Source organism: Caldimonas tepidiphila (assembly GCF_003569765.1).
Taxonomy (GTDB): domain Bacteria; phylum Pseudomonadota; class Gammaproteobacteria; order Burkholderiales; family Burkholderiaceae_C; genus Caldimonas; species Caldimonas tepidiphila.
Window position 1 is genome coordinate 44,068 of the sequence record NZ_QXMG01000002.1, and the last position, 12,526, is coordinate 56,593.

The 12,526-nt window shown below is 72.8% G+C and carries 12 protein-coding genes; 5 read left to right on the plus strand and 7 right to left on the minus strand.

The window, feature by feature from the left end; genetic code table 11:
- Nucleotides 1–337: 337 nt before the first annotated feature.
- Nucleotides 338–964: a uracil phosphoribosyltransferase gene (upp, locus tag D3A59_RS05920; protein ID WP_119153980.1), complete on the plus strand. Its 627-nt coding sequence runs from the start codon at nucleotides 338–340 to the stop codon at nucleotides 962–964.
- Between the two features lie 124 nt (nucleotides 965–1,088).
- Entirely contained in the window at nucleotides 1,089–1,901 is an 813-nt protein-coding gene (locus tag D3A59_RS05925; RefSeq protein WP_119153981.1) for an AraC family transcriptional regulator, read from the plus strand.
- Here D3A59_RS05925 and D3A59_RS05930 read toward each other — a convergent pair.
- The 5 genes from D3A59_RS05930 to D3A59_RS05950 form a co-directional block, all read right to left on the minus strand.
- Nucleotides 1,898–2,287 carry a DUF2834 domain-containing protein gene (locus tag D3A59_RS05930; protein ID WP_119153982.1) on the minus strand — a complete coding sequence of 130 codons (390 nt, stop codon included), beginning with the start codon at nucleotides 2,285–2,287 and terminating at the stop codon, nucleotides 1,898–1,900. The genes D3A59_RS05925 and D3A59_RS05930 overlap by 4 nt on opposite strands.
- Nucleotides 2,288–2,383: 96 nt before the next feature.
- The gene (locus tag D3A59_RS05935; protein WP_119153983.1) at nucleotides 2,384–2,917 is read right to left on the minus strand and encodes a chromate transporter; all 534 of its coding nucleotides are present in this window, start codon (nucleotides 2,915–2,917) and stop codon (nucleotides 2,384–2,386) included.
- Nucleotides 2,914–3,513 (minus strand): chromate transporter, encoded by a 600-nt coding sequence (locus D3A59_RS05940; RefSeq protein WP_119154135.1) that lies wholly within the window; start codon nucleotides 3,511–3,513, stop codon nucleotides 2,914–2,916. Before D3A59_RS05940 ends, D3A59_RS05935 begins: the two co-directional genes overlap by 4 nt.
- Before the next feature lie 44 nt (nucleotides 3,514–3,557).
- Nucleotides 3,558–4,745 carry an MFS transporter gene (locus D3A59_RS05945; protein WP_119153984.1) on the minus strand — a complete coding sequence of 396 codons (1,188 nt, stop codon included), beginning with the start codon at nucleotides 4,743–4,745 and terminating at the stop codon, nucleotides 3,558–3,560.
- Between the two features lie 43 nt (nucleotides 4,746–4,788).
- Complete coding sequence (locus D3A59_RS05950) at nucleotides 4,789–5,796, minus strand: D-2-hydroxyacid dehydrogenase family protein (protein WP_119154136.1); 1,008 nt, start codon at nucleotides 5,794–5,796, stop codon at nucleotides 4,789–4,791.
- A 329-nt stretch (nucleotides 5,797–6,125) separates the two neighbouring features.
- On the opposite strand from D3A59_RS05950, the gene D3A59_RS05955 reads away from it, so the two are divergent.
- Together D3A59_RS05955 and D3A59_RS05960 are read left to right on the plus strand one after the other, a co-directional pair.
- On the plus strand, nucleotides 6,126–7,148 hold the full coding sequence (locus D3A59_RS05955) for a tyrosine-type recombinase/integrase (RefSeq protein WP_170162306.1): 1,023 nt from the start codon (nucleotides 6,126–6,128) through the stop codon (nucleotides 7,146–7,148).
- Nucleotides 7,145–8,248 (plus strand): hypothetical protein, encoded by a 1,104-nt coding sequence (locus D3A59_RS05960; protein ID WP_119153986.1) that lies wholly within the window; start codon nucleotides 7,145–7,147, stop codon nucleotides 8,246–8,248. The genes D3A59_RS05955 and D3A59_RS05960 overlap by 4 nt, the downstream gene beginning before the upstream one ends.
- A gap of 76 nt (nucleotides 8,249–8,324) precedes the next feature.
- On the opposite strand, the gene ilvD is transcribed toward D3A59_RS05960, so the two are convergent.
- Together ilvD and D3A59_RS05970 are read right to left on the minus strand one after the other, a co-directional pair.
- Complete coding sequence (gene ilvD, locus D3A59_RS05965; RefSeq protein WP_119153987.1) at nucleotides 8,325–10,172, minus strand: dihydroxy-acid dehydratase; 1,848 nt, start codon at nucleotides 10,170–10,172, stop codon at nucleotides 8,325–8,327.
- Between the two features lie 63 nt (nucleotides 10,173–10,235).
- Nucleotides 10,236–11,366 (minus strand): site-specific integrase, encoded by a 1,131-nt coding sequence (locus tag D3A59_RS05970; RefSeq protein WP_119153988.1) that lies wholly within the window; start codon nucleotides 11,364–11,366, stop codon nucleotides 10,236–10,238.
- Nucleotides 11,367–11,469: 103 nt separating this feature from the next.
- On the opposite strand from D3A59_RS05970, the gene D3A59_RS05975 reads away from it, so the two are divergent.
- Nucleotides 11,470–12,522, plus strand: a complete 1,053-nt coding sequence (locus D3A59_RS05975; RefSeq protein WP_119153989.1) for a DNA-binding protein — start codon at nucleotides 11,470–11,472, stop codon at nucleotides 12,520–12,522.
- The last annotated feature ends 4 nt before the right edge of the window (nucleotides 12,523–12,526 follow it).

Below are 12,526 nucleotides of genomic sequence, written 5' to 3' on the forward strand. Positions count from 1 at the left end.
GCGGTTCGTCGAAGCGGTGAGGACGGTTGCGCCGCGCAGGGCTCGTTCGCAGGCGGTGGAAGACGGGGCGGGCGCGAAGACGGCGGTCCTGGCTGCCCGAAGGCCCGGGCTTGCTGCCGGCGTCCGCGACGCGGGACGCGATTGTGCGGTCGCCGCTGCCCCGGCGCCATCGGATCGCGGCTGATCCGCTTGTTGCGCAAACCGGGCGGGAGGCTTCGCGCCATGCCGACAGGGACCTCAGGCAAGTTCCTACAGCGGCACGATCCCGGACCCTGGGCGCGAAGGGGGGCGGTGCGCTCGCTACACTGTGCCGATCCGATTCCCTCCCAGACACACCATGTCCGTCATCGAAGTCCGGCACCCGCTGGTGCGCCACAAGATCGGCCTGCTGCGCGAAGCCGACATTTCCACCAAGAAGTTCCGCGAGATCACGGCCGAGATCGCCCGGCTGCTCGCCTACGAGGCCACCGCCGACTTCCCGCTCGAGACCACCACCGTCGCCGGCTGGTGCGGCGAGGTGCAGGTCGAGCAGATCAAGGGCCGCAAGGTCACCGTGGTGCCGATCCTGCGCGCGGGCCTGGGCATGCTCGACGGCGTGCTCGACATGGTGCCCAACGCCAAGGTGAGCGTGGTCGGCCTGTCGCGCAACCACGAGACGCTGCAGCCCGAGCACTACTTCGAGCGCTTCGTCGGCGACCTCGACGAGCGCACCGCGCTGATCATCGACCCGATGCTCGCCACCGCCGGCTCGATGATCGCCACCGTCGATCTGCTCAAGCGCCGCGGCTGCCGCGACATCCGCGCGCTGGTGCTGGTCGCCGCGCCCGAGGGCGTGAAGGCGCTGTCCGACGCGCACCCCGACGTGCGCTGCTGGACCGCCGCGATCGACAGCCACCTCGATGCCAACGGCTACATCATCCCCGGCCTAGGGGACGCGGGCGACAAGATCTTCGGCACGAAGTAGGGCGAGTCCGCTCCCCCGAGTGCGAGGCGGCCTCCGACGGCTGCTTCGCCGCAGCCCGGGCACGCTCCTGCAGGCCCGGGCGCTTTCCGAAACGAGGCCCGGAACCCGAGCCGCCCACCCCGCCATGCATCGCTACGTTCCCGCTCCCGCGGATCTCCGTGCCTGGATCCGGGGCGGCGTCGTCATCCACCGGGGCCCGGGCCCCGGAATCTCCCGATTTCCGGCGCTCACCACCGGGATGATCACGGTGCGCCTGCGTGGCGAGGTCACCACTGCCGCACACCTGCCCCTGCCTCGGGCGGCGTTCGTGGGGCCGGGCACCCGGCCCGCGGTCTACCGGCATGTGGGGCCGCTGCATGCGGTGGGGCTCATCGTGCAAGCAGCCGCGCTGCCCTGCCTGCTCGGCACCGGGGCGGCGGCTGCGGTCGACACCTTCGTCCCGATGCTGGCGCTGTACGGGCCGCGGTGGGCGGACTGGGAGGAGCAGCTCGAACGTGCGTCCGGCGACGAGGCGCGCCTGTCGGTCCTGTTCCGCTTCGTGCGCCAGCTGGCGTCCCTTCCGGTGCATGCCGCCCGCCGTGCCCGCCTCGAAGCGTGGGAGCGTGCGGTGTGCAGGGACCTTGCAGAGGCTCCCGCCGCACTCGGGATGAGCCTGCGCCAGCTCGAACGCCGCTTCGGCACCGAGTTCGGGATGAGTCCGAAGCGCTTCCAGCGGGTCGACCGCGTGGCCGCGACGCTGTACCGGGCGATGCGGGGCCCGGTGGGCGGAGCCGAGCTCGCGCTGGCCCAGGGCTTCTACGATCAGTCGCACATGGCGCGCGACCTCCGGCAGCTGGCCGGCCATCCTCTGCAGGCGCTGATGAGCGGGCTGGGTCGCGAGGACGGGGATCACTGGCCCCTGTCGGTCGGCGCCCTCGGCGATCCCCCGCAGGGCTAAGGGCCGGGCGCGCCGCGCCCTGCCTGCTCGCGGGCAGCGGCCTGTGCCCGGGGCTGCCGCATCAGCAGGTAGAGCGGCAAGGCGAACGACAGCCCGATCGCGAAGCAGGCGAGGACGTACAGCCAGCGCCTGCGCGGTGCGCCCTCGTCGTGCCCGACCCAGACCGCGAAGGTGAGGGCCGCGAGATAGACGTCGAGGGTGATCGCCGTGGTGAGCTCGTTGGCGAAGGCGCTGCCGAAGAAGTCGGCCGGCGCGACGCTGCCGCCGGCCAGGAAGTAAGCCAGGTTGTGTTGCCAGGGCAGCACCACGCCGAGCACTGCCAGCGCGAGGATCGATGCCCGGTATGCCGACGCGGGTCGCCGCGCCGCCCTTCGTTGCGCTTCCATCGGAAATCTCCATTCAGTTGCCGGATGCGGAGGCAGCTTAGGGAGGCGCCGCGCGCGCCGCTAGGAAGAATGCGACATGCGGCGGGCGCCGCCGCGTCAGACCCAGCCGAGCGCGCCCGCCACGGCGCCGGCCGCGACCAGCCACATCGGGCTGAGCCGCGTCAGCAGGGCGGCCGCGACCGTCAGCGCGATCAGCCCCATCGCCCCGAGGGAGTCCCGGCTCGGCTCGGACAGGATCCAGCCGGTGGACAGCAGCAGCCCGACCGTCACCGGCGCGAGGCCGGCCTTGAAGGCCCGCACGCCGCGCGCCTCGGCGCGGCGCTGCCCCCAGCGCGTCACGCACAGCACCAGCGTGGTCGACGGCAGCACGCTCGCGAGCATCGTCACCGCGGCGCCCGTCAGCCCCGCGATGTTGTAGCCGAGCACCGCGACGAACAGCAGGTTCGGGCCGGGCGCGGCCTGCGCCAGCGCGATCGACGCGGTGAAGGCAGCGTCGTCGAGCCACTGCTGCTGCACGACGACATAGCGGTGCATCTCCGGCACCGTGGAGATCGCGCCGCCGATCGCGAGCAGCGACAGCAGCATGAAGTGGCCGAACAGGCCGAGCAGCTCGGCGGCGCCGAGGCTCATCGGGCGAGCCCCCGCCAGGCCAGCAGCACGCCGAGCCCGCCGAGGCCGGCGAGCACCGCCGGCAGCGGCCAGCGCAGTGCCGCGATCAGGAGCGCCGTCGCGACCGCGAGGACCGCCGCGAGCGGCGCGCCCAGGGGGCTGCGGCGCAGCGCGCCGGCGAGCTTGAAGGCGGTCGCGAGCACGAGCCCGGCGGCGACCGCGCCCATGCCGCGCAGCGCGCCCGCCACCTGCGGCAGCTCCGACAGCCGCCCGAACAGCGCGGCGAGCACGAGCACGATCGCCAGCGGCACCACGAGCATCCCGGCCAGCGCCGCGAAGGCGCCGCGCAGCCCGAAGTAGCGGTCGCCGATCATCAGCGACAGGTTCACGACGTTCGGGCCCGGCAGCACCTGCCCGACCGACAGCAGCTCGACGAACTCGTCGCGCGTCAGCCAGCGCTCGCGCTCGACCAGCTCGCGCTGCGCGATCGGCAGCACGCCGCCGAAGCCCTGCAGCGACAGCCGGTTGAAGACGCGGAACAGTTCCGCCGGCGAGCGCGGACGGGGCCGCGCGGAAGCAGGCGGCTGCGGGGCGAAAGGCTGGGGGGGAGCGGACATCGCGGCAGTGTAGCCAGCGGGGCAGGGGCCATCGGGCCCGTCTTTCAGGCGGCGGCCGGGCAGCGGCGCGCGGCCTGCCGGCTCGCCCACACGCTGGCCGCGATCGCGACGAGCAGCCAGCCGAGGCCGACCCAGTGCAGCGGCCCGTAGCCGCCGTGGCCGATCAGCCAGCCGCCGCTTGCGGCGCCCGCGGCCTGGCCGAGGTAGAGCGCCGAGGTGTTGAGCGCCATCAGCGCCGAGGACAGCGCGGGCGCCGCGTGCACGAGGCGGGCCTGCTGCGCCGAGTTGCAGGCGAAGCCGCTCAGCGCCCAGGGCACCAGCACCATCGCGAGGAGCAGCGGCGTGGCGCCGAGCGGCCACAGCAGCAGGCCGAGCGCGATGCCGCACAGCAGCACCGAGACCGCCCGCCCGGCGCCGACGCGGTCGACATGGCGCGACAGCATCATGTTGCCGCTCAGCCCGCAGACGCCGAACCACGCGAACAGCAGCCCGATCGTCGCCGGCGTCGCGTCGAGCACCTGCCGCAGGTAGGGCGCGAGGTAGGACAGCAGCGTGAACTGCCCGGCGCTCTGCAGCGCGGTCACGGCGACCATCGCCATCAGCACGGGGCTGGCGAACACGCTGCGCCACGCGCCGAGCGACAGGCCGGGCGGGCGCACGCCTTCGGGCAGCGCGCGCCACACCCACAGGGCGCCCGCGGCCGACAGCAGCGCGACGCCGGCCATCGCGCTGCGCCAGCCGAGCGTCTCGCCGATCCAGGCTGCCAGCGGCATGCCGGCCACCGACGCGAGCGACCAGCCGAGGAAGATGAAGGTCACCGCGCGGCCCCGCTGCGCGGGCGGCGTCATGAAGCCGACCGCGGCGGCGGCCTGCGGCGTGAAGACCGCGGAGGCGAGCATCGTCAGCGCGCGCACCGGCCACAGCGAGGCGTAGTCCGGCATCAGCGCGCAGATCCCGTGGCCGAGCGCGTACCACAGCAGCGTCAGGCTCAGCAGGCGGCGGCGGTCCCAGCCCGCGACCAGCCCGGCGAGCAGCGGCGCGCCGAAGCCCATCACCGCCGCGGCGATCGCGATCAGCTGGCCGGCGAGCGCCACCGACACGTCGAGCGAGCGCGCGATGTCGTTGAGCGCGCCGCTGACCACCATCACGCCGCAGCCGATGGCGAAGTTGCCGAACAGCAGCGCGCGCTGCGCGCGGGGCAGGGCGGCCCCGAAGGCCGCGTGCGTGTTCATCCGCGGCGCGGGACCGCCGCGCCGCCCCCGCTGGTCCGCCGCATCAGCGATGCACCTTCAGCGCTTCGGGGTTGACCAGATTGGTCGGGGTGCCGTTGATGAAGTTGACGACGTTGTCGAAGGCGGCGTTGAAGTACAGCTCGTAGCTGTCCTGCTCGACATAGCCGATGTGCGGCGTGCACACCGCGTTCTCCAGGCGCAGCAGCGGCTGGCCCTGCAGGATCGGCTCGCTCTCGTAGACGTCGACCGCGGCCATGCCGGGGCGGCCACGGTTGAGCGCGGTGACGAGCGCGCCGTCCTCGAGCAGCTCGGCGCGCGAGGTGTTGACGAAGAGGGCGGTCGGCTTCATGCGCTGCAGCATCGGCAGCCGCACGATGCCGCGCGTCTCCTCGCTCAGGCGCAGGTGCAGCGACAGCACGTCGCTGTTCTCGAAGAAGGCCTCGCAGGTGGGCGAGGCGGCGTAGCCGTCGGCCTCGGCACGGGCGCGCGAGGCCGGGCTGCCCCAGACGATCACCTGCATGCCGAAGGCTTTGCCGTAGCCGGCCACGAGCTGGCCGATCTTGCCGTAGCCCCAGACGCCCAGCGTCTTGCCGCGCAGCACCATGCCGAGCCCGAAGTTCGGCGGCATCGACGCCGCCTTCAGCCCGGACTGCTGCCAGGCGCCGTGCTTCAGGTTGCCGATGTACTGCGGCAGCCGCCGCATCGCCGCCATGATCAGCGCCCAGGTCAGCTCCGCCGGCGCCACCGGCGAACCCACCCCCTCGGCGACCGCGATGCCGAGCCGCGTGCAGGCCTCGACATCGATGTGGGAGCCGACGCGCCCGGTCTGCGCGATCAGCCGCAGGCGCGGCAGCTTCTCGAGCAGCTGCCGGTTGAACGAGGTGCGCTCGCGGATCAGCACCAGCACGTCCGCGTCGCGCAGCCGCACCGCGAGCTGGCCGTTGCCCTTGACGGTGTTGGTGAAGACCTTGGCGTTGTAGTTCTCGAGCTTGGACGCACAGGCGAGCTTGCGTACGGCGTCCTGATAGTCGTCCAGGATGATGATGTTCATGGCGTAGGAGGTGTGCTGCCGCACATTCTGCACTGGCTCGTGCAGCCGGGAGCCGCAGGTGCGGCGCCCGCGCGACGCCTCTCCCTGCAGAACACGGCACCGGAAGTTGCAGCATTTACATGCGAACGTAATCTACAGGAGGTAAATGGACAAACCTGAAAACACGCCGGGCTCCCCAGGAAAACGGGAGCGGCCCAGCTTGCAGGCGCCTGCGCCGCCCTGGGGAGATGCGGATGAACCGATACGAATGTAATCTACAGGTTTTGAAGAAAACAAGCGAAAGCACACGCCGCTGCCCACCCCGGAAACGTCCCATTTCAAGAATCTGGATGAACGCCCCGAGATCCCGGTCCCGGCGACCGGACGCACAAGCCGTCTTCGACCGATGGGCGACCTGGCGAAGCGCAGGCGACGCGAGGCCGCTGTCGGCGGCGTCGGTGGCCAAGTACGAGGCGATCTGGGGGCTCTGGGTGCGCTTCCTCCGCGATCGCAAGCGTTCCTGGCATGCCGCCGACGAGCAGGACGTGCACGCCTTCCTCGCCGCCTTGCAGCCGCGCGCGAGCGTGCGCGGGCTCGATACGCCCTCGCACGTCAGCCGCACCCGCTACCTGCGCGCGCTGCGCGCCGTCTACGCCCACGCCGTGCTGCAGGACTGGATCGCCGCGAATCCCGCCGAGGCCACGCCCGAGGGGGCGCGCACCGAGGAGGCGGATTCCTTCGTGCTGAATGCGGCACATCGCGCTGCGCTGCGGCGTCACCTGCCTGCGGGCGACGGCTGGCTCGCGGTGCGCGACCGTGCGCTGCTGCACCTGCTGATGGACGCGGCGCTGACCGTCGCCGAGCTCCGCACGCTGCGCGTCGCCCAGTTGCAACTCGGACCCGGTCGCCGCGCCGAGTTGCGGCTGGACGGGCCGCGCGCGGCGCAACGGCGCGCGCTCGACCTGCCCGAGGCGGCAGTGGGCGCGCTGCGACGCTGGCTACTCGTGCGCGGCACGGCGGCGCAGGACGAGCCTGTGTTCGTCTCCCGCAAGGGGCACGCGATGCTGAGCGCGCGGGCGGTGTTCCATGTCGTGAGCGCGTTCGTGCTGCGCACGCTGCACGCCTGCGGGGAGTGCGGCGCAGTCGCGCATGTCGGGCCGAACGTGCTGCGCAACAGCGCGCTGGTGCAGTGGCTGGACGAGGGCCTCGCCGCCGGCGAGGTGGCGCGCCGCGCAGGGCTCGAATCGACGCGCATGCTGCTGCGGCTCGCGCCTCATTGCCTGCCCGCCGACCGGGATGCCGGCCGGGATGCCGGCACGCCCGGGGCCGGTAACGACACGGGCGCCGCCCGCGAGGAGGAGGAGACACGATGAACCATCCGTCGGACGACCGGCTCAGCGCCGGCTGGCTCGCGCAGGTGCTGCGCGACCGCGGCATGCCGACGCCCGGCCCGCAGGAGGCGCGCCGCCTCGTCCGGGAGCTGGATGCGCAGCAGCGCCGCGAGGTGGTGCGCGCGCTGGAGCGGCTCGCGCTCGGCAGCGACGATGCCGAGGAGATGGAGTTGATGTCGCTGGCGTGGCGCAGCGTCTCGCCGGCGACGGTCCAGGCGCTGCACCGTGCCGGTGCGGACCTGGACGCGTCCGGCGCGCTGTCGATGTTCCGGCAGCACCCTGCGGCCGTCGCGGCGGTGTCGCGCGCGCTCGGCGAGGGGCCCCAGGCCGAGGCCGCCGTCGAGGAGTTGCGCGGCTACGCGGCGCCCTGGCAGCGCCCCCCGGATGCCGTGTCCGACGAGCCGGCCGGCCCCGACGAGGGGCAGGACACCGGCCCGCCCGGCCGGCACGCGCCCTCCAGGGCGCGCGAGGCGCTTGCGGAAGATGCGGACGAGGGGGAGGATGGGGACGACCGGGGAGCGGGCCGCACCGGGCAGACGCAAGCGCCGCAGCACGGCGCCGGCGCGCGTCCGCCCGCCGCCTTCTCCGCGCCCGAACCCCGGCCCGGGCGCCCCGTGCGCCCGCAGGCACGCGCCTACAGCAGCTCCGCCGCGATCGTCTTCGAGCTCGACACGCTGCGTGCGCCGGACGAGGCGGGGCCGCGGCACACGGTCTCGATCGAGGCCGCGGGCGGCCGCGGCGGCGAGGGCTACGACTGGGCCGACAAGATCATCTTCCAGTGCACGCTGCGCGAGCTGCCGCAGGTGACGGCCTGCCTGATGGGCTGGACGCGCGAGCTCGAGTTCCGCGGCCACGGCGTCGGCCAGGACAAGCGCCTCCTGATGCGCCACCAGGGCGACAGCGTCTACGTTCGGCTGCTGCAGGGGCGGCGTTCGGTGTCGCTGCCGGTGCATCGCGACGACCTGTACGCGATCGTGCTGGTGTGCCTGCGCGCGCTGTCCGCCAACGACCCGGACGTACCGATACCGGCGCTGCTGGAGGTGATCCGCCAGCTCGCGCTCGCGCGCCAGGCGGCGGGCTGACGGCGCCCCTCATGAAAAAGCCCCGCGGCGCCTTGCGGCGCCAGCGGGGCTTCTCGTCGGGGGCGCCGCGGCCGGATCAGCGCAGCTGCGACAGGTCGCGCACCGCGCCGGTGTCGGCGCTGGTGGTCAGCGCCGCATAGGCCTGCAGCGCCGCCGACACGTGGCGCACGCGGTTGGCCGGCTTGAAGGCCTGCGCGCCGCGCGCGAGCTGCTTCTCGCGGCGCGCGGCCATCTCCTCGTCGCCGATCGCGAGGCGGATCGTGCGGTTCGGGATGTCGATCTCGATCAGGTCGCCGTTCTCGACCAGCGCGATTTCGCCGCCCATCGCCGCCTCGGGGCTGACGTGGCCGATCGACAGGCCCGACGTCCCGCCCGAGAAGCGGCCGTCGGTCAGCAGCGCGCAGGCCGCGCCCAGGCCCTTGGACTTCAGGTAGCTGGTCGGGTAGAGCATCTCCTGCATGCCGGGACCGCCCTTGGGGCCCTCGTAGCGGATCACCACCACCTCGCCGGCCTTGACCTCGTCGGCGAGGATGCCCTCGACCGCGTCCTCCTGGCTCTCGTAGACACGGGCCGGGCCGGTGAACTTCAGGATCGACTCGTCGACGCCCGCAGTCTTGACGATGCAGCCCTTGGCGGCGATGTTGCCCGACAGCACCGCGAGGCCGCCGTCCTGCGAGAAGGCGTTCGCGGCGTCGCGGATCACGCCCTTGGCGCGGTCGGTGTCGAGCGTCGGGTAGCGGCGGTCCTGCGAGAACGCGACCTGCGTCGGCACGCCGCCAGGTGCGGCGCGGAAGAAGGTCTTCACCGCCTCGTCGTCGGTCCTCGTGATGTCGTGGCGCGCGATCGCCTCGCCGAGCGTGGGCGCGTGCACGGTGGCGACGTCGGTGTGCAGCAGGCCGGCGCGCTCGAGCTCGCCGAGGATGCTCATGATGCCGCCGGCACGGTGCACGTCCTCGATGTGCACGTCGTTCTTCGCGGGCGCCACCTTGCAGATGCAGGGCACGCGGCGCGAGATCCGGTCGATGTCCTTCATGGTGAAGTCGAGGCCGGCCTCGCGCGCGGCGGCCAGCAGGTGCAGCACGGTGTTGGTCGAGCCGCCCATCGCGACGTCGAGGCTGACCGCGTTCTCGAAGGCCTTGAAGTTGCCGATCGAGCGCGGCAGCACGCTCTCGTCGTCCTGCTCGTAGTAGCGGCGCGCCAGCGCAACGATCTCGCGGCCGGCGCGCAGGAATAGCTGCTTGCGGTCGGCGTGCGTCGCGACCACGGTGCCGTTGCCCGGCAGCGACAGCCCGAGCGCCTCGGTCAGGCAGTTCATCGAGTTGGCGGTGAACATGCCCGAGCACGAGCCGCAGGTGGGGCAGGCCGAGCGCTCGACCTGCTCGACCTCCTCGTCGGAGCAGCTCGAATCGGCCGCCTTGACCATCGCGTCGACCAGGTCGAGCTTGATGACCTTGTTGCCCCACTCGACCTTGCCCGCTTCCATCGGGCCGCCCGAGACGAACACGACCGGGATGTTGAGCCGCATCGCGGCCATCAGCATGCCCGGGGTGATCTTGTCGCAGTTGGAGATGCACACCAGCGCGTCGGCGCAGTGGGCGTTGACCATGTACTCGACCGAGTCGGCGATCAGCTCGCGCGAGGGGAGTGAGTACAGCATGCCGCCGTGGCCCATCGCGATGCCGTCGTCGACGGCGATGGTGTTGAACTCCTTGGCGATGCCGCCCGCGGCCTCGATCTCGCGCGCGACGAGCTGGCCCAGGTCCTTCAGGTGCACGTGCCCCGGGACGAACTGCGTGAAGCTGTTGGCGATGGCGATGATCGGCTTGCCGAAGTCGCCGTCCTTCATGCCGGTGGCACGCCACAGCGCGCGGGCACCGGCCATGTTGCGGCCGTGGGTGGAAGTGCGGGAACGGTATGCGGGCATGGTTCTCGGGCGCGGGGGCGCGCGTTCTGGGGACGAAAAGAGCGCGATTATCCGTGTTGCGCGTCAGTCGCGCTTCGGGGCTTCCTCCAGCAGGCGCGCGGCGCGCGCCTGCGCCGGGTCGGCCCGGAAATAGGTCGCGACGCCCTTCACCGACGCGTGACCGGTCATCGCCATCGTCTCGGCGAGCGACACCTCCTGCCGCGCCGCCTCGGTGACGAAGCCGCTGCGGATCGAGTGCGCGGAGAAGGGCGTCTCGATGCCGGCGAGCGCGCAGCGCTTCACGACGATGTCGCGCACCGCCGCGGGCGACAGCGGCTCGGCGACGCGGTCGCCGCGCCGGATGCGGCGGAAGATCGGCCCGGACGCGATGCCGCTCGCGCGCAGCCAGGCCTCGAGCGCGTCGGCCGCGACGCCGACCACGGGCTTCACGTTCTCGGGCCGGTCGGCGCCCGCCTGGTTGGTCTTCGAGTGCAGCAGCGTGAAGGCGTAGGCGCGCTCGCCGGTCTTGCGCACGTTCTCGCAGGTGGCCTGCGTGACCTCCGAGCGGCGGCGCCCGCCGCTGGCCCAGGCGAACAGCAGCAGCGCGCGGTCGCGCAGGCCGCGCAGCGAGTCGTCGCAGGTGGCGAGCAGCGCCTCGAGCGGCTCGCGCGTCAGCGCCGGCTTGCGTGCCGGCGCCGCGCCGCGCCGGGCGTAGGCGCGGCGGATGCGCGACAGCAGCTCGCGCAGCTGCGCGCCGTGGCAGGGATTGGGCAGGTCCTTGAGCTGGTGCAGCTTCGACAGCACGCTCAGCCGGTGCGTCAGTGTCGCGAGCGAGGGCGCGCCGGGCCCTTGCTTGTAGCCGCCCTCGACCAGCGCGGCGTCGAGCTCGGGCGGCAGCTCGCAGGCGAGGCCGTTCGGCGTCGAGCGCTCGGCATGGTCCACGACGAACTGCAGCACCACCGCCTCGGACACCGGCAGCCGGATCGGGCCGCCGTAGCGCAGCGCGTACCAGCCGGCCCAGTACTTCAGCGCGCTGCGGTAGCTGCGCAGCGTGTTCTCCGATTCGCCCTCGCGCATCAGCGCCCGCACCGCGTCCTGCGCCAGCTCCGACACCCGGGCCGGGTCGAGCGGCGCCAGGGGAGTGCTGGGGCTCACCGGCCGAAGTCCCTGCCCAGACAGGGGCGGGAAAGAAAGGGGAGCGCCTTCGTTATTCATATTTTTTATGTAATATGTATAAAATACAACAGTTCAGAAAAGAAGATCGCGATAACTATCCATTATCGTGAGTAAACGGCATGAAGCACCGGAAAGGAAGACCATGAGCCGCGGGATCACCGAGAACGACGTCTGGCAGGCCGCCGACGCACTGCTGCTGGAAGGCGCGAAGCCGACGATCGAGCGCGTGCGGCAGAAGATCGGACGCGGCTCGCCCAACACCGTCAGCCCCTTGCTCGATGCCTGGTTCGGGCAGCTCGGCGCACGGCTGCAGGGGCACTCGGCGCCTGACACCACGCACTCCTTGCCGGAGCCGGTGCAGCAGGCTGCGCAGCAGCTCTGGGCGGCGGCACTGGCGGGGGCGCGTGCCGAGCTGGAGGAGGTCCACGCCCGGCGCAGCGGAGAACTGCAGGCGCAGCGCGAGACGCTCGCCCGCGAACGCGCCGAGCTCGACGCCGAGGCCGCGCATCTCGCCGCCCGCCAGCAGGGGCTGGAGGAGGCGCTCGCGGCAACGCGCGCGCAGCTCGAGGAGGCGCAGCGCCAGCGCCACCAGCTCGAGAGCCGCCTCGCGGCGCAGCAGGCCGAAGGCGCCGCGCTGCGCGAGGAGGCCAGCGCCTCGCGCCGGCTGGCCCAGCAGCTCGCCGCGCAGCTCGAGGGCCAGCACCAGGCGCACGAGGCCGAGCGCCAGCGGCTCGAGGAGCGCGCCGCGGCTCACGAGCGGCGCTGGGCGCTCGAGCTCGACCGCACCCGCGATGCGCTCAAGCAGCTGCAGGCACGCATGAGCGCCGCCGAGGCCGATGCCGCGCGCCGCATCGCCGGGCTCGGCGCCGAGCGGGAGCGGCTCGAGGGCGCGCTGCGGGAGGCCCAGGCGGTGTCGACACGGCAGCGCCACGAGTCAGAGACCCTGGGGCTGCAGCTCGAGCAGGCCCGCGCGGCGCTCGCCGAGCACCGCGAAAGCGCCGCGCGCCGCGCCGAGGAGCTCGCGACGCAGCAGCGCCAGACGCAATCCCGGCTCGACGAGGCGCAGTCCAGACTCGACGAGACGCAGGCGCGGCTGGACGCGCGCGAGGCGGAGCATGCGGCGCTGCTGCGATCGCTCGCGGAAGCCGGCTTGCGCGGCCGCACCGCGCGGCGGCGCGGCACGTCGGAGGCTTGAGGCC

Excerpts from the sequence above, each read along its gene's own strand:
- upp (WP_119153980.1), top strand. The coding sequence starts at position 338 with ATGTCCGTCATCGAAGTCCGGCACCCGCTGGTGCGCCACAAGATCGGC.
- D3A59_RS05925 (WP_119153981.1), top strand. The coding sequence starts at position 1,089 with ATGCATCGCTACGTTCCCGCTCCCGCGGATCTCCGTGCCTGGATCCGG.
- D3A59_RS05930 (WP_119153982.1), bottom strand. The coding sequence starts at position 2,287 with ATGGAAGCGCAACGAAGGGCGGCGCGGCGACCCGCGTCGGCATACCGG.
- D3A59_RS05935 (WP_119153983.1), bottom strand. The coding sequence starts at position 2,917 with ATGAGCCTCGGCGCCGCCGAGCTGCTCGGCCTGTTCGGCCACTTCATG.
- D3A59_RS05940 (WP_119154135.1), bottom strand. The coding sequence starts at position 3,513 with ATGTCCGCTCCCCCCCAGCCTTTCGCCCCGCAGCCGCCTGCTTCCGCG.
- D3A59_RS05945 (WP_119153984.1), bottom strand. The coding sequence starts at position 4,745 with ATGAACACGCACGCGGCCTTCGGGGCCGCCCTGCCCCGCGCGCAGCGC.
- D3A59_RS05950 (WP_119154136.1), bottom strand. The coding sequence starts at position 5,796 with ATGAACATCATCATCCTGGACGACTATCAGGACGCCGTACGCAAGCTC.
- D3A59_RS05955 (WP_170162306.1), top strand. The coding sequence starts at position 6,126 with ATGAACGCCCCGAGATCCCGGTCCCGGCGACCGGACGCACAAGCCGTC.
- D3A59_RS05960 (WP_119153986.1), top strand. The coding sequence starts at position 7,145 with ATGAACCATCCGTCGGACGACCGGCTCAGCGCCGGCTGGCTCGCGCAG.
- ilvD (WP_119153987.1), bottom strand. The coding sequence starts at position 10,172 with ATGCCCGCATACCGTTCCCGCACTTCCACCCACGGCCGCAACATGGCC.
- D3A59_RS05970 (WP_119153988.1), bottom strand. The coding sequence starts at position 11,366 with ATGAATAACGAAGGCGCTCCCCTTTCTTTCCCGCCCCTGTCTGGGCAG.
- D3A59_RS05975 (WP_119153989.1), top strand. The coding sequence starts at position 11,470 with ATGAGCCGCGGGATCACCGAGAACGACGTCTGGCAGGCCGCCGACGCA.